This is a genomic window from Kribbella sp. NPDC058245 (genome assembly GCF_042882005.1).
In the GTDB taxonomy this organism is placed as follows: Bacteria; Actinomycetota; Actinomycetes; order Propionibacteriales; family Kribbellaceae; genus Kribbella.
Genome location: NZ_JBHVWY010000003.1, coordinates 343,848 through 363,924, shown reverse-complemented (window position 1 = coordinate 363,924; position 20,077 = coordinate 343,848). Strand labels below are relative to the sequence as shown.

Genomic DNA, 20,077 nt, shown 5'->3' with positions numbered 1-20,077 from the left:
ACCAGCTGTGTTGATTTCAACGACGCCGCAGGCAACGTACCGGCTGCAGTTGCGCGCCGAGTTCGGGTTCGAGGACGCGGCAGGGGTTGTCCCGTACCTGAGTAGCCTCGGGATCTCTCACGCCTACCTGTCCCCGATCCTGCAGGCCGCGCCCGGTTCCACCCATGGGTACGACGTGGTGGACCACAGCCGGCTGTCTGAGCCGATGGGCGGCCGCCGAGGGTTCGAGCGGCTGTCCGCCCGGTTGGCCGAGGTGCGGATGGGTGCGATCGCCGACGTGGTCCCGAACCACGTTGCCGTGCCCACGCCGGCCCGGCTCAACAAGGCGCTCTGGTCCGTGCTGCGAGACGGCCCAGGTTCGCCGTACGCCGAATGGTTCGACGTCGACTGGGGTTCGGGGAACCAGCCGTTGCTGATGGCGGTTCTGGGACACCGGATCGGCCAGGTGCTCGCCGAGGGCGAGCTGGCGGTGGACGGCGACGTCCTGCGGTACTACGACCACGAGTACCCACTAAGACCCGGTACGGCGGACCTGCCGATCGCCGAGCTGGTGACGGAGCAGTGGTACCGGCTGGCGCACTGGCGAGTCGCTGACGAGGAGCTGAACTACCGGCGCTTCTTCGACGTCGACACGTTGGCCGCGGTGCGCGTGGAGACGCAGGAGGTCTTCGAAGCCACACATGCCTTGCTGTTCGAGCTCCTGCAGGAGGGGAAGCTCAACGGCTTCCGCATCGACCACCCGGACGGTCTGGCCGACCCACGCGGCTACCTGCGCCGGCTGGCCGAGCGAACCGGCGGTGCGTGGGTGGTGGTGGAGAAGATCCTCGAAGGCGATGAGGAGCTGCCCCACGACTGGCCGTGCGCCGGCACGACCGGCTATGACGCGCTGCTGCGGGTAGGTGGTCTGTTCGTCGACCCCGCGGGCGCAGCACCCCTTGCTGCGTTGCACTCTGAGCTGACTGGCGAGCCGGCCGACTTCAGTCCGGTAGTGGTCGAGGCGAAGCGAGAGATCGTCAAACACGGCCAGTACGCCGAAGTGCACCGGCTGGTCGAGTTGCTGGCGCGCATCTGCCAGGACGACGTCAGACTGCGTGACCACACCCGGCGGGCGTTCCACGAGGTTGTGGCCGAGCTGCTCGTTCAGTTCGACGTCTACCGGGCGTACGTCGTACCGGGGGAGCCGCCGGCGCCGTCAGCGATCCGCGTGCTGGAGCGGGCGGCGACCAAGGCTCGCGAGCACCTTGACGAGGATCGGCAGGAGACCCTGGACGTCGTCCTGGACCTGCTGATGGGTCGTGAGGTCGGCACCGCGAGCCGGATCGACGAGCATGCGCGGCATGAGCTGATCGTGCGCTTCCAGCAGACCTGTGGGCCCGTGATGGCCAAGGGGATCGAGGACACCGCGTTCTATCGCTGGTTCCGGCTCTCCTCGCTCAACGAGGTCGGTGGGGACCCGGAGCACTTCGGTGTGACGCCGGAGGAGTTCCACGCGTTCTCTGCGCAGCTGAACCGGCGCTGGCCGCGGACGATGACCACGCTGTCCACCCACGACACCAAGCGTTCCGAGGATGTGCGGGCGCGGCTCGGCGTACTGTCCGAGCAGCCCGCTGCCTGGGCTGAGGCAGTGCGTGAGTGGCGGCGGCTTTCTGAGGACCACCGGAGTCCGCTGCTCGACGGCAGCACGGAGTACCTGTTCTGGCAGACCCTGTTCGGCACCTGGGGCGACGGCCCGATCGCTGAGGACCGTCTGCAGGGCTATCTGGTCAAGGCGATCCGCGAGGCCAAGCGGCACACCACCTGGACTGAGGTGGACGAAGAGTACGAACAGGCCGTTGCGTCCTTTGTGACTGCAGTTCTGGCCGATGAGGCCGTGCTTGAGTCGGTACGGCGTTTTGTCGCGAAGCAGACCGAGTTCGTCCGCGCGGCAACGCTCGGCCAGAAGCTGGTGCAGTTGACGATGCCCGGCGTACCGGATGTGTACCAGGGCACCGAGCTGGTGGACCTGTCGCTGGTAGACCCGGACAACCGGCGTGAGGTCAACTACGAGGAGCGGATCGAGCGGCTGCGCCGGCTGGACGAGGGAGCCAAGCCGGACGACCTGTCCGACGAGAAGCTGCTGGTCACGGCACGGGCGCTTCGGCTGCGTCGGCAGTACCCGGAGGCGTTTGCCGGTGGTTACACCCCACTGCCCACGTCCAACGGGCATGCGGTCGCGTTTGCTCGTGGCGATGAGGTGATCACGATCGCCACGCGACTGCCGGCTGCTCTGTATCGGCTGGGTGGCTGGGGCGACAGCACCGTCGTACTGCCGAGTGGTGAGTGGAAGAACGTGTTGACCGGCCGCGACGTGGGTAGTGGAGCAGCTCGGATTCAGGAGCTGCTGGAGGATCTCCCGGTGGCACTGCTCGTGAGGAGCTGACCGCTTGCACACCTTCACCGTCTGGGCACCCGAGGCATCCACTGTCGACCTGGTCCTCCGAGACGGCGTACTGCCGATGCACGCGGTCGCTGATGGGTGGTGGGCGCGTGAGGTGGTCGAGGCGCACCACGGTACGGACTACGCATTCACCCTCGACGGTAGTGATCCCCTGCCGGATCCGCGCAGTCCTTGGCAGCCTGACGGTGTCCACGGCTTCAGCCGCGTCTTCGACACCAGCCGCTTCCGGTGGACCGACAGCGAGTGGACCGGACGTGATGTGCGCGGTGCGGTCTTCTACGAGCTACACCTAGGCACCTTCACTCCTGAGGGCACACTGGCCGCGGCTGCGGACCACCTGGACTACCTGGTGCTGCTCGGCGTCGAGATCGTCTCGCTGATGCCAGTGGCCGCGTTCCCGGGCCGCCACGGCTGGGGGTACGACGGCGTCGACCTGTACGCCGTCCACGACCCGTACGGCGGTCCGGAAGCCCTGCAAGCGTTCGTGAATCGCTGTCATGAGGTTGGACTCGCCGTCTGTCTAGACGTCGTCTACAACCACCTGGGACCGAGTGGGAACTACCTGGGCTCGTTCGGCCCGTACTTCACCGATCGGCACACCACTCCGTGGGGACCGGCGGTCAACCTGGACGACACCGGCAGCACCGAGGTACGCCGGTTCATCTGCGACAACGCGCTGAGGTGGTTCCGCGACTTCCACATCGACGCGCTGCGACTGGACGCCGTACATGCGTTGCTTGACGAGAGTCCGACGCACCTGCTGGCGCAGTTGTCGACCGAAACCGCCGGTCTGGCTGAGGAGCTCGGCCGTCCGCTCGGACTGGTCGCCGAGTCCGATCTGAACGACCCACGCATGGTTGACCCGGTGGCCGAGGGCGGAATGGGGATGACTGCGCAGTGGAACGACGACTTCCACCATGCGCTGCACACCATGCTGACCGGCGAGCGCGCTGGGTACTACGAGGACTTCGCCGAGCCCGGGGTGTTCGCGAAGGTGCTGACTCGCGTCTTCCTGCATGACGGCGCGTACTCGACGTTCCGCGGGAAGGACTGGGGGCACCCCGTTGATCCGGCCACGCATCGCGGCGGCCAGTTCCTCGCCTACACGTCCGACCACGATCAGATCGGCAACCGTGCGCTGGGGGATCGGCCTGCGCTGACGCCGGGGCAGTACGCGATCGGGGCCGCGCTCGTGCTCACGTCGCCGTACACGCCGATGCTGTTCATGGGCGAGGAGTGGGGTGCGTCCACGCCGTGGCGCTACTTCACCGACCACGATGAGCCGGCGCTGGCCGACGCGGTCCGGACCGGACGGCGTCAGGAGTTCGCCGCCTTCGGATGGAACGCCGAGGAGATCCCGGATCCGCAAGACCCGGCGACCTGGCGGAGCTCGGTTCTGAACTGGTCGGAGGTCGACGAAGCGCCGCACCGCGAGCTGCTGACCTGGTACCGCGATCTGCTCGCCCTGCGGGCCCGTACCCCGGAACTGAAGGACGACCGGCTGACCTCGGTCACGGTGAGCGAAGGTCCCGGTCGGCTGATCGTCAGCCGCGGCAACCTGCGAATCGTGGTGAACCTCAGCACCGAAGAGGCGGTCATCCCGGTCGAAGGAGCGTCGTACATCCTCCTAGCCTTCGGCCAACCCACCCTCCTCGCCGATGCCGTCCGCCTCCCACCCCACACCGTCGCGATCGTCCTCACCCGCTAGCCGCCTCCCCAAACCGGTTCGGGGAGCATCCACCCCCTGATTCCGGGGTATCGAGTGGCCGCCACCGTCGCACCCGCCCGGCGCTGGGACATCCGGATGCCGCAGCTCGACCGTGGGGCATTTCAGGGGATATCCGCTCAATGTGCTGGTTCTCCCCTCAAAATTCGAGGAGAGAAGGGTCAAGCTGAGGGGAGATCCGTTCATATGGCGGACGGCCGCAGGGCGGGACCTGGGTGCGGCGACTGGGGAGGTGGCGGATCCTCCCCAGCCGCGGTTGCTGCTGCCGGTAGATCATCTGGCTGGGTCGCCACTGAACCCGCCGTGCCGTCGCGAGTGAACCCGCCGTGCCGTCGCGAGTGAACCCGCCGTGCCGTCGCGAGTGAACCCGCCGTGCCGTCGCGAGTGAACCCACCGTGTCCCCGCGAGTGAACCCACCGTGCCGTCGCGAGTGAACCCACCGTGCCTCCGCGAGTGAACCCAGCGGGTGACTGGGCGTTCTGTGTCGTCGAGTGTGCGGAGTTTGTCGCCGGAAATCGATATCCTGCGACACGGTCCGCACACTCGAGTGTTGGTCGCACACTGGCGCCACTCGCGGGGGCCCGGCCGGTTCGTTGGTGGTGACTTTTCGTCACCCAGACCCGAAAGATCACCGACAAGCGCAAACCCGGCCTCACCAATCCCAGCCACGGCCCGGAAGCCCAGGCAACGGGAACTCGGTCGCCGGGTGCACCATCTCCCTCAGCCACAGACCCGCTCAGCCACCCTGCTTCTCAGTAGATCGGCCGCGGCGGCGACCAGCCACCGTCTACGCTGCCGGCCGCAGTGGTTGACGACGCCAAGGGTTCGGGCGTGGCGAGGATCTGGGCGCGGGGGGCGTGGACTCATCTTTGTGGAACTAAATGTGCAAATGCTGCCCAGGATGTTCCACAAAGCGTGGCTCGGCCGCCAGGGGCGAGCGACGACAGGGGGCACCGCGGGCGGGACGGGGCGTGCGGGGGCTTGTCAGGTCATGCGGTTGTGACTGTGCTTGTCCGGTGAATCTCTCGTATTCGTGGCTGAAACGCACAGAAGACGGCGTTCGAGTTTGTTCTTCGGTGTCGATTTCCGGAATCGCTTGTGTCCTGACTCCGGGTAACGGAGTGTTGAATTCGCCAGCAGCGTGAGCGGGGCGACGGGAGGACGTACATGACAGTCGGAGGCGTCGACACCTACTACGATTACGACGAGAAGCAGTGGAAGAGCCGAAGGCTCGGCGGGGGGCCAGTGCCACGCGGTCCGGTGTGCCCAGCGCCACGGACCACCGATTCCGTGACGGCGAAACACGATCGCCGTCCTGCATCCCACGACAAACCCAAACGCAGCTGACGATCTGAGGGGTGGCACGGCCCGCCAGACCTGGTCACCCCAACCAGCTACCTCTGCCGCGTCCCTGGAAGCAGGGTGCGTAGTTCGAGTGCGGCCTGGAGCCGATCGAGCCATGGCCGGGAGCGCAGCGCCCGGCGGACGGCGTGGACACCGGTCCAGGCCTGCCCGACTGTGTCCGGGGTAGCTGGACCACCTGACCAGAGCGCCTGGTCGACCGCCCGCGCGACGTTGGCGAGCCCCGGGCCGGTGTCCGGCAGATCGCGGGCCGCGTGGGCGAGGTCCCGAACCGTCATGCCGGCGGTGACCGGGATGCCGTGCGCCCGGATCCGGTCCCGGGCCTCGGCCCAGGCGCCGACCACCGCTGCGCTTCCACCGCGCCGACGGCGACGGCGGGCGCGGAACTGCTTCAGCAGCGGTACGCCGGCCAGCCACAGCAGCAGCAATGCCGCCGAGACCCCGAAGACCGGAGTCAGCGGGATGTGGAAGGCGCCGGAGTTCGCGTCGTCCGCATCGTCGGCGGACGGCGGCTGCTGCTCGGGGTCCTGGATCTTGTTGATCTCCGGGACCGCCGCGCGGGCCTGGTCGGTGATGGAGGCTGCCGAACCGGCCGCGTTGGTGTTGCCGGTCTTGGCGCCGGCCGCCGGGTCGAGTGGCCACCAGCCGAGCCCGGCGACCGCCACCTCGGGCCAGGCGTACGCGTCCGCGTTCGTCACCGTGTACCAGCCGGCCGCATCCGGCTTCTCCGGTGCCCGGAAGCCGACCACGAGCCGGGCCGGAATCGAGTTCTGCCGGGCCAGCGCGACGTACGCAGCGGCGAACTGTTCACTACTGCCGATCTTCTGCCCCTTCAGGAACGTCCGCAGCTGCGGCCAGCTGTAGCCGGTCGGCGACGGACTCGAAGCGTCCGGCAGCCGGTAGTTCTTCCGGAACCACTTCTCCAGCGCGATCGCGGTCTGCATCGTGGCCCGCTTGTCCTGGAGCGGATTCAAGTCGGCGATCTCGGGCGGCAGTGGACCCATGTCGTTCAGGCCGCCGGGAGCCGTGCTGTCGAGGCCCGCGCTGCCGAGGTAGGCCGCATCGATGGTCGGCTCGGCCCAGGTGAGCTTGTAGTAGTCCGGCCGCTCCGGTACGACGAGCGTGCTGCCGATCGGTTCGACCTGCGGATCGACCGCGTTGCCAACGGTCTCGGGCAGCAGTTGTCCGGGCAGCCAAGGCCCCTCCAGCGCATCCTCGGGCCGGATCGTCGCGCTCTGCGTCTCCGTCTCCACCCGCACCTCGGGGCCGGGCGCGAGCTGGGAACCCATCCGCAGCAGCGGATGATCCGTCGTCCAGTTCACGCCGTCGAAGCTGTCGAGGGCGACCAGCCGCCAGCGGTCGACCGGCTTGGGTGTCTGGTACTTGAACACGACCTTGTCCCGGGCACTCGGGCTCAGCCGCCCGGCCAGCTCGTCGAGCGGACTCGCCTGCCGGGTCGTTGGTGCGCTCGCCGACTGCACCCGCTGCAGCGAGTACGGCGTCCGCCCGTGCGGGTCGATCGTGCTCACGAACGTCCCACAGATGACGGCAGCCAGGGTGACCGCGGCTGTCGTCGCCCACGGGGTGAGCTTGCGGTACTCGAAATGGTCGGGGATCAGTACGGCGATCACGAGCAGGCCGAAGGCGATCGCGATCAAGACAGCGGTGAGGCCCTCGGCGGCGACGTACAGCTGACTCACGCCGACGACGGCGACCGCGGGGAGCAAGGCGACCAATGGTGGTGCGCGGTCGAGCAGCTCGATCGTCAGCACGCACGCGACCAACGCGAGCAGGGGAACGAAGATCAGCAGCTCGGGCTCGGGTCGCGCCGGCCAGGTCGACTCAAGCGTCAGCCGCCAGGCAGTGAGCCCGTCACCCAAGGCGCGGATCGAGGAGAGCGTCGGCAACCCCGCCAAGGTGGTTGCCTGAAGCACCGATTCGACGATCGCGAGCAGCCCGGCGGCCACCACCAGCAACGGCCGCCAACTCAGCAGAGCGGACCACCGGCGGCACGCCTCGGTCACCAGAAACGCAACAAGACACACCAACGCTACCGGGAACCACAGGTGCTGCACCCCGAAAACAGGCGCAAAACAAAGCCCGCCCAACACAATCCCAGCCAGCGCAGCAACCGTCCGCCGCCTCTTCGCGGGCGGAGTGGGGTCGACGGAGCGCGCAGCCGCCTTCTGATCTCCTCCCCAGCTCATCGGAGTACTCCGGTCCATTGGGTGAGGGCTTCTCGTGCGGTTCCGGCGAGCACTACTTGGGCTCCCAAGATGGGTGCGACTCCTTGGAGTGGGCCGAGGCCGATCGCGGTGACTGATGAATAGCGGGTCAGCAGGGGTGCCAGGTCGGTAGCTGATCCGCGGGCACCGGTGACGACCACGATCGCCCCGCCGGCCGACGTACCGGTGGTGAGGACCGGAGGCACCAGCGCGGACTTCTCGTCGCGCTGCTTCACGATGCACAGCTCATCGAGGAACATCCGCGACGCCACCGCTCCACCCGGAGCGGCGAAGTCAGCCCCGGCAGTCGTGACAAACCGGCAGCGGTGCCCGGCGGTCGAGGCAGCGAACAGGATCGACGCCGCGACCTCGACAGCCTCCTCAAATGTGGCCTCAGGCAACGGTTCGGTCCTGGTGTCGAGCAAGACGGTCAGCCGCGGCTGGTCCGGGTCGGCGTAGTCACGGACCATGAGTTGCCCGGTCCGCGCGGTCGCCTTCCAGTGCAGGTGGCGCACCTCGTCACCGACGACGTACGGGCGAACATCGCGCAGATCGGCCGATCCCCGCAGCGAGTCATCCGCCGTCCGGCCGACGTGGTGGTGCCGGGGTCGGCCAGCGACGACGGTCTTGGTCGGGTGCCGCCGCGGGTGCACCCACAGCGTGCCGACCTCGCCGGTTGCCTTGCTGTTCCGGGTCAGGCCGAGCGGGTCTCGTCGCTCGAGCGTCAGCGGACCGACCGCGATCCGGCCGCGCCGCGAGGTCGGGAGCTCATACCGGTACGTCGCCTCGATCCCGGGACCCAACTGGCGAACCCGAACCTCCTTCCAGGCCGCGCCCGCGGAGTCCCGCGCCGAGAACGACGCCTGCCGCCGAGTGCCCTCGTTGCGTACTCGTAGCGTCGCCAACGCCGGTCGCCCACGCTCGACGCGATCCGGCGAAAGCACCCGATGGACGGTCACCTGCGGCTGCCGCAGGGTCAGTACGACGGCCGCGATCAGCGCGCCGATCCCGATCCCGGCCAGTGCCCGGAAGAGGGCGTACCCGGCGAGCTCGCCCAGCGCATACAGCGCGATCGAACCCAGCAGTACGGCGATCCCTCGCCCAGTCAGTCGCATGTCCGCCCTACCAGGTCACTTCGTTGGACTTGATGGTCTTGCCGTTCACGATCGCGGTCACCCAGACCTGGCTGCCGTCGTCGTCGTTGTAGAACTTCTGGATGTTGATCCGGCCGCTCGAGTTGGTCGTGACGTTGTCGGTGTGCAGCCGTCCGTACCCCGACGTGTAGCCGCTGAACGAGTAGCTGGTGTTCGGCTTCAGGCCGGTCGCAACGATGTGGATGTTGTAGCAACGAGAGGCGTTGTCGCACGGATTCGCGCCGTTGTACTTCGTTCCCTTGCTGATCGTGATGTCCGGGTTCACACCACCGAGGGTGGTCGCGGACACGGTGGCGGCAGCGCCGATCAGCGTGTTGCCGTTGGAACCACGAGTGACGGTACGGACCTGGAAGGTGTAGCGCTTCCCGTCGGCGAGACCGGTGGACGTGTAGCGGGCCGAACTCGTCGTGTCCGGCTCACTGTCGTTCACGCGGAAGACGCTGTAGCTGAGGAACGTGCCGCCGTTCAGGCTCGGCCGCTTCCAGGTCAGCGTCACCTTGCCGTTGCCGCCCGTCGCGCGCAACGAGACCGGAGCAGCGGCCGGTGTCGCGACCAACGGTGGCGGCGGCTTCGGGGTCGGGGGCTTCGGGGTCGGCTTGGGTTGTGGCTTCGGCTTGGGCGGAGGCGGCTGCTGGGTCCGCGGTGGCTCCGTCGTTCGGCGAGGAGGCTCGGTACGGCGCGGTGGTTCGACCCGGCGCGGTGGAACGGTCTTGTCGCCACCGGGATCGATCGTGCGCCGCGGCGGGATGCTCGGGTCCACGACGGGAGGCGTGGACGGCGGGGTGACCGTCGGCGTTGTCACCGGTGCCGTGGGGGTCTTGGTCGGCCCCGAGGCCGGGACCGGCTTGGAGACCGAGCCGTCGCGGTCGACCACAAGTGCCTGCTCTCCGCCGACGCTGTCGACGTACAGGCGCTGGTCCGCACCACGGACGAGTAGCGGCCGATCGTTCGGGCCGGGCTTGACCTGATCGGACGGCGCCGGGATCGGCTTGCTGTCCTTTTGTTTGCCGTCGGCATCCAAAGTGACCAGCTTCTGACCGGCCTCGTCGACCATCGCGAGAGTGTGGCCGGACGACTCGATCTGAGTGAACTTGCCGGGCGGCATCGGCCGCTCGACGGTCGCCGTCCCGGTCGTGGCTGCTCCGGTGATCGCAGCGGTGTCGACCAGGTGCAGCTTGGACTTGTCCGGGTCCACGATCGCGATCCTGCCGTCGACGTCGTTCGGCACGATGATCGACTGCGGCGACAGCGTCAGGCCGGGAACCGTCAGTGGTCGCCCAAGCCCGGACGAGGAGACCATGCGCAGCTGGCCGGCCGTCGTGTCGACGAACACGACCCGATCGCCAACCACGGCTAGCGAACCGACGTTGCCGCGCTGCAGCTCGGCCGGGCAGCTCAGCCGACCGGCCGTGGACGGCAGCAAGCACAGCTCACTGCTGAGTAGCCGGTGTACCCAGAGCGTCCCGTCCGGTGTCACGACTGGCCGACCGAGCGCTCCATTGTCCTTCAGTACAAGGCTGGTTGGGCCGAGGCGGACGATCGAGCCGGCCGCGCGATACACGGCGTACGCGACACCGGAAGCAGTCAGGCCGACCGGTACTTCGTCCGACGGCGCGGCCTGCGGCCCCTCGACCAGCAGCGTCGACTTCTCGAAGGCAGTAATGGTGCCGCGGGCAAGCACATAGCCCTGGGTGTCGGTTTGCACAGCCTGGGTTCCGGGCGTGAGTCCGGGGACCGCGACCGAGCCGTCCGCGTGCTTGCTGCCGCCATCGATGTGGAAGACCGCACCGATAGTGCTGTTGTAGATCAGGTGGCCGGACTGCAGGAACTTCTGTCCCGACGAGTCCGCACCTGCTGTCGTCACCGCAAGAGTGGTCGCAGTCACGCAGATCGCCACGACGGCAGCCAAGGTGGCGCGCGAACGCCACTGCGTCGAGCCGTCCGCCTCTTTGCGTCGGCGGATGATCGCCTTGAGCTGATTGAGCTGCATTACCGGCCTCCCCAGTTGCTTGCTCGCAGGTGTTTCAGCCTGCGCTGACGCCTGCCGTCGGCGCCGGAGTTGCGGCGAGAACTTCGTCGACCACTGAGGCCGGCGGTCGCTGGCTCAGCTCAGCGTCCGGTGTGAGGACCAGACGGTGTGCGAGGACCGGATGCGCGACCTGCTTGACGTCGTCGGGTGTCGTGAACGCGCGCCCGTCGGTCGCCGCGTACGCCCGGGCCGCGCGGACCAAGGCGATGCTGCCGCGAGGACTAGCGCCGTACCGGACTGCAGTGTGTTCGCGAGTGGCGGCAGCCAGCTTGACGGCGTAGGAGCTGATCGCGGGGTCGACATGGACCGAGCGGACAGCCGAGATCGCGTTCCGCAATGCCGGTACGTCGATCACCGGGCTGAGTGAGTCCGGGCCGATCCGGCCGGTGTCGCCGAGCACGATCCGGACCTCGGCGTCGTGATCGGGGTAACCGATCTCGATCCGCATCAGGAACCGGTCGAGCTGCGCCTCGGGCAGCCGGTAGGTACCTTCCATCTCGATCGGGTTCTGCGTTCCGATGACCAGGAACGGATCCGGGACCGCGCGGGTGTTCGAGTCGACCGTGACCCGGCGCTCGGCCATCACCTCGAGCAGCGCCGACTGCGTCTTCGGCGTACCGCGGTTGATCTCGTCGGCGACCACCACGTTGGCGAAGATGCCACCCGGATGGAATTCGAACGTCTCGTTGCCCTGGTGGTAGACCATCACGCCGGTGATGTCACCGGGGAGCAGGTCCGGGGTGAACTGGATCCGGTTCCAGGTCGCGTCGATGCTGCGGGCGATACAGCGGGCCAGCGTGGTCTTGCCCAGACCCGGTACGTCCTCGATCAGCAGGTGACCCTCGGCGAACAGCGCCGTCAGCGCCAGCCGGATCACCTCCGGCTTGCCGTGGATCACCTTGCCCAGGTTGTCGGCGACCAGCCGGTACGCCTCACCTGGTGGAATCGTCGCGCTCATGATGGATCTCCCGTCAGCATCTCGCCGAGAGTAACGGGGTCCGGTCCAGACCTTGTCCAGGTCTGGTCTATTGCTGGGTGGTGGGCAACTGGAACTCGAAGATCGCGCCGCCCTCGTCGCCGTTGTACACGCGCAGATCACCACCGTGCGACAGCGCGACCCAACGGACGATCGACAGCCCGAGACCGCTTGATCCGCCACCGCTGTTGAAGCGCTCGAAGAGGTCTGCACCGATCTCCGGATCGATCCCGGGTCCTTGATCGGCCACCGTGATCCGGCCGTCGGCGACCGTGACCGTGATGATGGCTTCGGGGGCGCCCGGGAGTCGTCCGTGCCGGAGCGCGTTGTCGAGAAGGTTGCCGATGGCCCGTTGCAGGAGGGTGGGGTCGGCGCGCACCATGGTCGGCGCGGTCACGAGTGAGATCCGCGCGCCTTCGGCGGGGAAGTCCTCGACCACGCCGGCCACCAGCTGGTCCAGCCAAACGGGTTGTACGGCGAGCTGTTCCACACCGGCCGCCAACCGGGCCCGCACGAGCAGACCGTCGATGATGTCGCCCATCCGCCCGGCCAGGCGGACGGTTCGTGGGAGCAGTTCGGCTCGTTGACCAGGATCCCGTACGGCGGTTTCCGCGAGTGCACGGAGTGCGGCGACCGGGGTGCGGAGGTCGTGCGCGGTCTCGGCCAGCAAGGTCTCCTGCTGTTCGAGGGCGGCCATCGCCGGACGGATCGCGCGGCCCGACAACCAGTAGCTAGCTCCAGCTGCTGCCGCGATAAGCCCAGCACACAAGGCGAGCACGATCCACACCAGCCGCTGGTGCGCATCCGTCTTGTCCTGCGTGTCCAGCCAGGCCAGAACCGCACCTCCGACCTGATCGTTGTCAGGGAACCGGAACGGCTCGGCCTTGATCCGAACCGTGTGGCCGTCGGTCGATTCGATGGTTTCGACGATCGTCCGTCCGTTGCCGGTGGTCGCCTGGACTGCGAGTTCGTTGATCTTCGCCTCGTCGACCGTCGTACAGCCGGGCTTGCTGTAGAGCGGTCCGAAGCCGCTCGAGGCGGCACCGGTGAGAATCGCGAACTGGGGACAAAGCCGGAACAGCGGGTCGCCGATGACTTCGGTGAAGCGGATGGAACTGGTGTCGCCGCCGCTGACACTGGCACTGGCCAGGCGGAGGACAGGCGCGATCACCGTGCCGACCGCGTAGTCCGCCGCGTCAGTGTCGCGTTGGGCGTCTTGGCGGATGACTACCGGGGCCAGGATGAGCAGGCCGATGGTGTTGGCGACCGTGAAGACCGCGGTGAGCCACCAGCGGAGGCGCCGCAGCCGATCGGCGGCGGGGCCTTTCATGGCTGGATGAGGCGGTAGCCGCGGCCGCGGACGGCTTCGATGAGGTCGGGGCCGGGGCGCAGACGGGCGCGTAACCGGGTGATGGTGACGTCGACGACGTTCGACATCGGGTCCGCGGCGGCGTCCCAGCAGTGTTCGATCAGATCGGTCCGGGAGACGGTCTGCTCGGGCCGGCTCATCAGGAACTCCAGCACGGAGAACTCCTTCGCTCGCAGGGTGACCAGGACGCCCGCCCGCCGGACCTCCCGGCGGCCGGTGTCGAGCTCGACGTCGGCGTACCGCAGGATCGGCGGCCGGATGGTCGGGCCGCGCCGGCTCAGGCTGAGCACCCGGACGATGAGCTCCTCGACCGCGAACGGTTTGACCAGGTAGTCGTCACCGCCGTGCTCGAACCCGTCGACCCGGTCGGCGAGCTGGTCCATCGCGGTCAGGAACAGCACCGGGACGGCGAAGCCTTCCTGCCGGCGGCTGCGAACGTACCCGATCGAGTCGCCGTCCGGCAGCATCCGGTCGAACACCACGCAGTCGTAGGCGTTGATGAACAGCGCCTCGTCGGCCGCCGCGATGGTGCCGGCCAGGTCCACTGCGAGCGCCGCGGACCGCAGCGCCGCCGGGACGGCGACCTGCAGCTCCGGGTCGTCCTCGACCACCAATACCCGCACTGGGTCCCCTCACGGATCGTGTGTCATCGAAATGTCATCGTCACCCCGGATCGTATGTGTCATGAACGGTCACTCAGCGCACCCATCGGCCCTGTCACCGGCCTTCCGCGTGCTGGGCCCGCTGGAGGTGGACGGCCCGGACGGCACTCAGATCGACGTCGGCGGGGGTAAGCCCGCCACCGTGCTGGCCCTGCTCCTGCTGCACCGCAACGCCTGGGTCAGCACCGATCAACTGATCGATGCTGTCTGGTCCGGCCGCGATGTGCCCGCCTCCGCGCAGAACAACCTGAAGACCTACGTCTGGCAGCTGCGCCGGACCCTCCCGGACGACCGGATCGAGAGCCGCCCCGGCGCGTACCGGGTCCGGGTCCTCTCCGGCGAACTCGACGCGGACGCCGCCTCGGCTCTCGGCGACGAGGCCCGGGCGCTGCTCGCCCGTGGATCCGCTGCGGAGGCGGTGGCCGTCGTACAGCGGGCTCTGGACCTCTGGCGCGGCCAGCCGTACGACGGCCTCACGGAGGACGCGGCGTCGGCTATCGACCGGCTCACCGAACTGCACCGGACGCTCCGCGAGGACCTGGCCGACGCGCACCTCGCGCTCGGTCGGCCGTCGGAGGCGATCGCCGTACTTCGGGTGCTCACCGACGAGGAGCCGCTCCGCGAGCTCGCCTGGGCCCGGCTGATGGCGGCGTACCGCCTGGTCGGACGCCGGCACGACGCACTGGCGGCGTACCAGCGAGCCCGTACGGCGCTCGTCCGCGATCTCGGGATCGAGCCCGGTGCCGAGCTGACCGCACTGCACCTGGAGATCCTCAGCGAGGACACCCGCCGGCCCGTGCTGGCGCCAGTCAGCTCGAACCTGCCGCCGCGGGTCGCCGGCTTCGTCGGCCGCGAGCCGGAGCTGGAGGCGCTGCGCGGCGCGACCGGGGTCGTGACGATCGACGGGATGCCGGGGATCGGCAAGACGGCCTTCGCGCTCGAGGCGGCGGCCCTATCCGGTCACGAGACCCAGCAGTACGTCGATCTGCGCGCCGGGAGCGTGGTCGCGCCGACCGGCGGGCTGCTGATCCTGGACAACGTCGAGCACGCCGAGCAGGTGCGGTCGATGCTGCCGAACGACCCGGCCGCGCTGGTGCTGGTGATCAGCCGCCGGCGACTGACCGGGCTGGACCGCAGCGGCGCGATCACCTTGAACTTCCTGGCACTGAGCGAGGCCTCGGAGCTGACCGACAACGCCCAGATCCTCTCGGCGGCCTCCGGTCACCCGGGCGCGATCCGGCACCTGATCGAGCGGATCCGGAACCGGCAGCCGTGGACCGCGGCGCGAATGATCACTCAGCTTGAGGACCAGCTTGGTCGCTGCCACGCGCTGGGCGAGGTGCTCACCCGGTTCGACGGTGAGTACCAGGCGCTGGCGCTGCAGCCGGCGCAGCAGCTGTACCGGCGGATCAGCACGGTGGTCCGGTTCGATCTCACCCAGGCCGCCCGCCTCGCGGGTGTGCGGCCGGACGAGGCGGAGGCGATGGTCGACCACCTGATGGATCTGAACCTGGTGGCCGAGTCGGCGCCGGGCCGGTTCGAACTGCTGCCGATTGTCCGCGACCACGCCTATCGGTTGCTGCAGGCAACCGAAGGTCGCCGGCCCACCGCGGAGCTGGTCGCATGAGGTCCCAGGCCACGGCGGCCGCTCCGGCCGCTGATCGTGAAACGTCCGCAACGCCTGCCGCTGCTCGGGTTCCGCAGGCCACGGCGGTCGGCGTCCCGCTGGCCCGCCCATCCATGAAGTTGCCCTCAGCACCCATTGCGGTGGCTTCCCCGGAACCGGGACCGGTGGCGCGCTCGGCGATCGTCGTACAGCCTCCGACGCCTGAGATCGTTGCGGATTCGGTCGAGCGGCCGGATCGGGCGATCCGGGTCGGGCAGATCGTGTGCTGGCAGCTCGCGCTGGTGATGGTCGCCGCGGCGACCACGGGGTCGCGGACCGTGCTGATCCTGACGTCCGTGGCCGCGCTGACACTGGTGCTGCTGACGGCGGTCCGGATTCGTGGACTGTGGCTGTACCGGTGGATCGGCGTCCTGCTGGTCTTCGCCCTGCGGCGGCGTCGGATCGACCTCGGCGACGGCGTCGCACTGAACCTGGTCAGCACCTTTCTCGGCCGTACGACGACCGACGTGGTGACCGTGCGGGAACAGCCGTACGGCGTTCTCAGCCGGCCGGCCGGCGTCAGTGTCGCGCTGCGGCTCGGCCCGGATGCCCAGTACCGTTTGCTTCCGCAGCTCGCCTCGCTCGCCGAGGCGGCCGACGAGCAGCCGGTCGGTGTCGGACTGCAGTTGATCCTGCACTCGGGTCTCAAGCAGAACCGGCAGCCGCGGACGTGGATCGCAGTCGCCGCCGAGCGGACGCCGGATATCGCCACCGACGAGCAGTTGCGTCAGGTGGTCGCCAACACCGTTCGCCGGCTGGTACGGCGGTTCGACCGGGAGCAGGTCGAGTACCTCGCCCTGGACGAGGCCGACGTACTGGCCTCGATCGGTGCCCTTGCCCACGCCAACGCCGGCCGCGGTCAGCTCCAAGAACGCTGGTCGACCTGGGCCTGCGGGCCCGTCCATCAAGTAACCATCCGGTTGGTCGGCTCCGCCTCGTTGCCCACCGCAACGTTGGAGGCGCTGGTCGGCAGCCTGCTCGGCACCGGGACCGGCGCCGCGCAGACCGTGGCGATCACCGTCACCGCGGCCACCGGCACCACCACCTCTGCCCGTCACGACGTCGTCGTCCGGTTGGCCGCGGCACATCCCGCCACGCTCGACTCGGCGACGTCGGTCCTGATCACACTGGCGCGGTCCTTCGGGGTCGAGCCGGAACGCCTCGACGGCCGGCACGCGTCCGGTGTCGCCGCCACGCTTCCTCTGGGGGTACCAGCATCATGACTGTCACGCTCATCAACCGGCCCACCGGTTTCCACCACGTCCCCGCCCAGGGTGCCATCGCCGAACTGCTGGCCGGCGCCAAGGACGAGGTCATTGCCCTCAGCAACCTCACCCCGGCCGGGCCGGCGTTCGGGCCGCGCGACGTCAAGCACGGCGTCCGCTACCGGGCGATCTACCCCGACACCGCCCGTACGGCGCCGAACCTGTGCCGCCATCTCGGTGCGATGTCGATGGCCGGTGCGGCCGTTCGCACGATGCCGCTGGTGCCGATGAACGCACTCGTGATCGACGGTCAGGTCGCCGTACTGCCGGCTGACGCGGCCAACGGGAGCGTCGCCGTACTGCGGCTGTCGAGCGTGGTCATCACCGTGCTCGAGCTGTTCGAGCGGGTGTGGCCGGACGCCGTACCGCTGGCTGCCGACGACCTGCCGGACGACACCGACCTGTCGATGCGCGAGCGCGAGATGCTCCGGCTGCTCGGGCTCGGTGCCACCGACGAGGCCGCCGCGGCCCAGCTGGGGATCTCGGTCCGGACGGTACGGCGGATGGTCGCGCAGATCATGCATCGACTGGGTGCTCGGAGCCGCTTCCAGGCCGGCGTGAAGGCGGCCGACCGTGGCTGGCTGCTGGAGCGGGCGAGCTGATGTCGCGCATCCTGACCGTCGCGACCGATCGGCCGGGTGCGTACCCGACGATCGGCGCGGCCCTGCTCGACGCTCCGGACGGTGCCGCGGTGATGATCGCGGCCGGGACCTACGCCGAGACGCTGGAACTGAGCGGCCGCACGGTCACGCTGCGCGCCGAGCCCGGCGCCGAGGTGGTGATCGACGGTTCGGGTGCGGACTGGCCGACGATCAGGGCGGTGGACGGTTCGCTGACCCTGGACGGTGTCGTCGTCCGCTCGGCCGACAACTTGACGGTGTCGACCGAGCGGGCGGCTCTCAGCATGGTGCAGTGCACGATCACGGGTGGCTCGCGGCCGGCGGTGAGTGTGCACGCGGGACCGGGCGTGCGGATCGATCGGTGCACTGTTACTGGTGCGGCGACCGGGATCATCGTCGAGGGTGCGGGCGGTGAGATCACCGAGACTTCGGTGCGGGACGTGTCCGGCGACGGCATGGTGTTCGCGCTCGGCGCCGACCCGACGGTCACTGGTGGAGACGTCAGTGGTTGTGGCGGTCGTGGCTTGTACGTCTACCAGTACAGCCGGCCTTCGCTGTCGGACCTGGAGATCGGGAACACGGGGGCTGAGGGGATCGGTGTTGCCCACGGCAGTACGCCGGTACTTCGCCGAGTCACCGTGCATGACACGCGCGGGCCGGCGGTCACCGTCGGGCCGGGGTGTGGCGGGACGATCGAGGGGTTGCGGGCGTCGAACACGGCGGAACCCGCTGTGCAGATTGCTGCGGGCGCCACCGTCGAGGTGATCGAGGCGAGCCCGCTGACGGCCGCGTCGAGCGGCCCGATCGACGAGCTGCTCGCGGACCTCGACGAGATGGTCGGGCTGCCCGGGGTCAAGGCCGAGGTACGGGCACTGGTCGACGAGATCCAGGTCAACGAATGGCGTCGTACGGCGGGGTTGTCGGTTGGCGGCGTGAGCCATCACTTGATTTTCGCGGGGGCACCGGGGACCGGGAAGACCACGGTGGCCCGGTTGTACGGGAAGTTGCTGAAGGCGCTCGGGGTGCTGCCGGACGGTGGATTCACCGAGGTGTCGCGGCGGGATCTGGTCGGGCAGTACATCGGGCATACGGCGGAGAAGACCACGCAAGTGTTCGAGAAGTCGCTCGGCGGAGTGCTGTTCATCGACGAGGCGTACACGCTGTCGCGCTCCGCGGGGAGCGGCGGGGACTTCGGCCAGGAGGCGATCGACGCGCTGGTCAAGCTGATGGAGGACCATCGCGACGAGATCGCGGTCATCGTCGCCGGGTACACGGCGGAGATGACGGACTTCCTGGCGGCCAACCCCGGTCTGGGATCACGCTTCTCGAAGACGATCGAGTTCGAGAACTACAGCGCCGAAGAACTACTGCTGATCACCGATCGGATGGTCGCGGGTGGGGACTATCTACTCGATCCGGCGGCCGGTGGGCCACTGACGTCGTACTTCGACCGGATCTCCGGCGGACCCAACTTCGGCAACGCCCGGGAGGCACGCCGGCTGGTCGAGGGGATGCGTAAAGCACAGTCCCAGCGGCTGCGGTTGCTCGGCCGGATGCCGACCACGGACGAACTCCGCGAGCTGCTGGCGGACGACGTACAGGCTGCTGCTGGAGCGCATTAGGTCGCATGAGGTCGCATTAGGTAAAGAGTCCAGGGGTCGGCGGCGGGGTAGTGCCTGTATCGCATAGAGTGACTACAGTCAGTACCGGATGGGAAGGACCGCCGCGATGGCCGACGAAGACGAGCAGGTGACCGAGAAGCCGTTTCCCGGTTTCGACATCACCAAGCCGAGTATCGCCCGCACGTACGACTACCTGCTGGGTGGTAAGGACAACTTCGCCGTTGACCGCGCTTTCGGGGACAAGTTCATCAAGGAACTGCCCGGCTCGCTCGACATCCCGCGCGACAACCGCGGCGTGCTGATCCGAGCCGTCCGCGAGCTCGTCACGAACACGCCGGTCCGGCAGTTCATCGACCTCGGCAGCGGTCTGCCCTCCTCGGACAACGTGCACCAGGTCGCGCAGCGCTTCGACCCGGACGCGAAGGTCGTGTACGTCGACAACGACCCGATCGTGCTCGCCCACGGCCGCGCCATGCTCGCCGAGAACGAGAACACCATCGTCATCCAGGCCGACCTGCGCGAGCCGAAGGCGATCTACGACCAGGTCGCCGGCGAGCTGATCGACTTCGCCCAGCCGGTCGCCATCATCTTCAGCGCCACCCTGCACCACGTGAACGACGACGAGGACCCGGCCGGCCTGGTCCGCTTCTGGCACGACCGCATCGTCTCCGGTAGCTACCTGTTCGTCAGCCACTTCCGCAGCGAGAACGACCCCCGCAGCCAAGAGCTCGAGCAGGTCCTTCAAGGCTCCCTCGGCCGCGGCCGCTGGCGCACCGACGAAGAGATCCGCGCCCTCCTCGGCGAAGGCTTCACCATCGAAGAGCCCGGCCTCGTGCCCGCCGCCCTCTGGCGCAACCCCGACGCCCCCGAAGACCTGGGCGACTACCAACGCCTGATCGCCGCCCTCCTGGCCATCAAGGACTAATCCACCGGCCAGTCCCTGGTCGACGGGCTGACGGCCTCC

At 68.6% G+C, this 20,077-nt stretch carries 13 protein-coding genes; 7 read left to right on the top strand and 6 right to left on the bottom strand.

The genetic code is table 11. The features are described from left to right. The first annotated feature begins 7 nt into the window (after positions 1-7). The gene (treY, locus tag ACFVWG_RS08215; protein ID WP_391542467.1) at positions 8-2,419 is read left to right on the top strand and encodes a malto-oligosyltrehalose synthase; all 2,412 of its coding nucleotides are present in this window, start codon (positions 8-10) and stop codon (positions 2,417-2,419) included. 4 nt (positions 2,420-2,423) lie between these two features. Beyond that, on the top strand, positions 2,424-4,145 hold the full coding sequence (treZ, locus tag ACFVWG_RS08210) for a malto-oligosyltrehalose trehalohydrolase (RefSeq protein ID WP_391542466.1): 1,722 nt from the start codon (positions 2,424-2,426) through the stop codon (positions 4,143-4,145). 1,412 nt (positions 4,146-5,557) lie between these two features. On the opposite strand, the gene ACFVWG_RS08205 is transcribed toward treZ, so the two are convergent. The 6 genes from ACFVWG_RS08205 to ACFVWG_RS08180 all read right to left on the bottom strand — a co-directional run bounded on the left by ACFVWG_RS08205 (position 5,558) and on the right by ACFVWG_RS08180 (position 13,901). After that, positions 5,558-7,732, bottom strand: coding sequence for a DUF3488 and DUF4129 domain-containing transglutaminase family protein (locus tag ACFVWG_RS08205; RefSeq protein WP_391542465.1), 2,175 nt, complete (start codon positions 7,730-7,732; stop codon positions 5,558-5,560). Next, positions 7,729-8,865, bottom strand: coding sequence for a DUF58 domain-containing protein (locus ACFVWG_RS08200; RefSeq protein ID WP_391542464.1), 1,137 nt, complete (start codon positions 8,863-8,865; stop codon positions 7,729-7,731). Before ACFVWG_RS08200 ends, ACFVWG_RS08205 begins: the two co-directional genes overlap by 4 nt. Before the next feature lie 7 nt (positions 8,866-8,872). After that, positions 8,873-10,894, bottom strand: coding sequence for a fibronectin type III domain-containing protein (locus tag ACFVWG_RS08195; RefSeq protein WP_391542463.1), 2,022 nt, complete (start codon positions 10,892-10,894; stop codon positions 8,873-8,875). A gap of 34 nt (positions 10,895-10,928) precedes the next feature. Then, the gene (locus tag ACFVWG_RS08190) at positions 10,929-11,891 is read right to left on the bottom strand and encodes an AAA family ATPase (protein WP_391542462.1); all 963 of its coding nucleotides are present in this window, start codon (positions 11,889-11,891) and stop codon (positions 10,929-10,931) included. A gap of 67 nt (positions 11,892-11,958) precedes the next feature. Continuing rightward, positions 11,959-13,239 (bottom strand): sensor histidine kinase, encoded by a 1,281-nt coding sequence (locus ACFVWG_RS08185; RefSeq protein WP_391542461.1) that lies wholly within the window; start codon positions 13,237-13,239, stop codon positions 11,959-11,961. After that, entirely contained in the window at positions 13,236-13,901 is a 666-nt protein-coding gene (locus tag ACFVWG_RS08180; RefSeq protein ID WP_391542460.1) for a response regulator transcription factor, read from the bottom strand. The genes ACFVWG_RS08185 and ACFVWG_RS08180 overlap by 4 nt, the downstream gene beginning before the upstream one ends. Positions 13,902-13,962: 61 nt before the next feature. Here ACFVWG_RS08180 and ACFVWG_RS08175 point away from each other — a divergent pair, with 61 nt between their 5' ends. The 5 genes from ACFVWG_RS08175 to ACFVWG_RS08155 all read left to right on the top strand — a co-directional run bounded on the left by ACFVWG_RS08175 (position 13,963) and on the right by ACFVWG_RS08155 (position 20,038). Next, entirely contained in the window at positions 13,963-15,567 is a 1,605-nt protein-coding gene (locus ACFVWG_RS08175; RefSeq protein WP_391542459.1) for a BTAD domain-containing putative transcriptional regulator, read from the top strand. Continuing rightward, positions 15,564-16,829: a hypothetical protein gene (locus ACFVWG_RS08170; RefSeq protein ID WP_391542458.1), complete on the top strand. Its 1,266-nt coding sequence runs from the start codon at positions 15,564-15,566 to the stop codon at positions 16,827-16,829. Before ACFVWG_RS08175 ends, ACFVWG_RS08170 begins: the two co-directional genes overlap by 4 nt. Continuing rightward, positions 16,826-17,473, top strand: a complete 648-nt coding sequence (locus tag ACFVWG_RS08165; protein ID WP_391542457.1) for a LuxR C-terminal-related transcriptional regulator — start codon at positions 16,826-16,828, stop codon at positions 17,471-17,473. Before ACFVWG_RS08170 ends, ACFVWG_RS08165 begins: the two co-directional genes overlap by 4 nt. Beyond that, complete coding sequence (locus ACFVWG_RS08160; protein ID WP_391542456.1) at positions 17,473-19,113, top strand: AAA family ATPase; 1,641 nt, start codon at positions 17,473-17,475, stop codon at positions 19,111-19,113. Before ACFVWG_RS08165 ends, ACFVWG_RS08160 begins: the two co-directional genes overlap by 1 nt. 106 nt (positions 19,114-19,219) lie before the next feature. Continuing rightward, positions 19,220-20,038 (top strand): SAM-dependent methyltransferase, encoded by an 819-nt coding sequence (locus ACFVWG_RS08155; RefSeq protein WP_391542455.1) that lies wholly within the window; start codon positions 19,220-19,222, stop codon positions 20,036-20,038. Positions 20,039-20,077: the final 39 nt, after the last annotated feature.

Excerpts from the sequence above, each read along its gene's own strand:
- ACFVWG_RS08155 (WP_391542455.1), top strand. The coding sequence starts at position 19,220 with ATGGCCGACGAAGACGAGCAGGTGACCGAGAAGCCGTTTCCCGGTTTC.
- ACFVWG_RS08200 (WP_391542464.1), bottom strand. The coding sequence starts at position 8,865 with ATGCGACTGACTGGGCGAGGGATCGCCGTACTGCTGGGTTCGATCGCG.
- ACFVWG_RS08185 (WP_391542461.1), bottom strand. The coding sequence starts at position 13,239 with ATGAAAGGCCCCGCCGCCGATCGGCTGCGGCGCCTCCGCTGGTGGCTC.
- ACFVWG_RS08165 (WP_391542457.1), top strand. The coding sequence starts at position 16,826 with ATGACTGTCACGCTCATCAACCGGCCCACCGGTTTCCACCACGTCCCC.
- ACFVWG_RS08170 (WP_391542458.1), top strand. The coding sequence starts at position 15,564 with ATGAGGTCCCAGGCCACGGCGGCCGCTCCGGCCGCTGATCGTGAAACG.
- ACFVWG_RS08160 (WP_391542456.1), top strand. The coding sequence starts at position 17,473 with ATGTCGCGCATCCTGACCGTCGCGACCGATCGGCCGGGTGCGTACCCG.
- ACFVWG_RS08195 (WP_391542463.1), bottom strand. The coding sequence starts at position 10,894 with ATGCAGCTCAATCAGCTCAAGGCGATCATCCGCCGACGCAAAGAGGCG.
- ACFVWG_RS08175 (WP_391542459.1), top strand. The coding sequence starts at position 13,963 with ATGAACGGTCACTCAGCGCACCCATCGGCCCTGTCACCGGCCTTCCGC.
- ACFVWG_RS08190 (WP_391542462.1), bottom strand. The coding sequence starts at position 11,891 with ATGAGCGCGACGATTCCACCAGGTGAGGCGTACCGGCTGGTCGCCGAC.
- ACFVWG_RS08205 (WP_391542465.1), bottom strand. The coding sequence starts at position 7,732 with ATGAGCTGGGGAGGAGATCAGAAGGCGGCTGCGCGCTCCGTCGACCCC.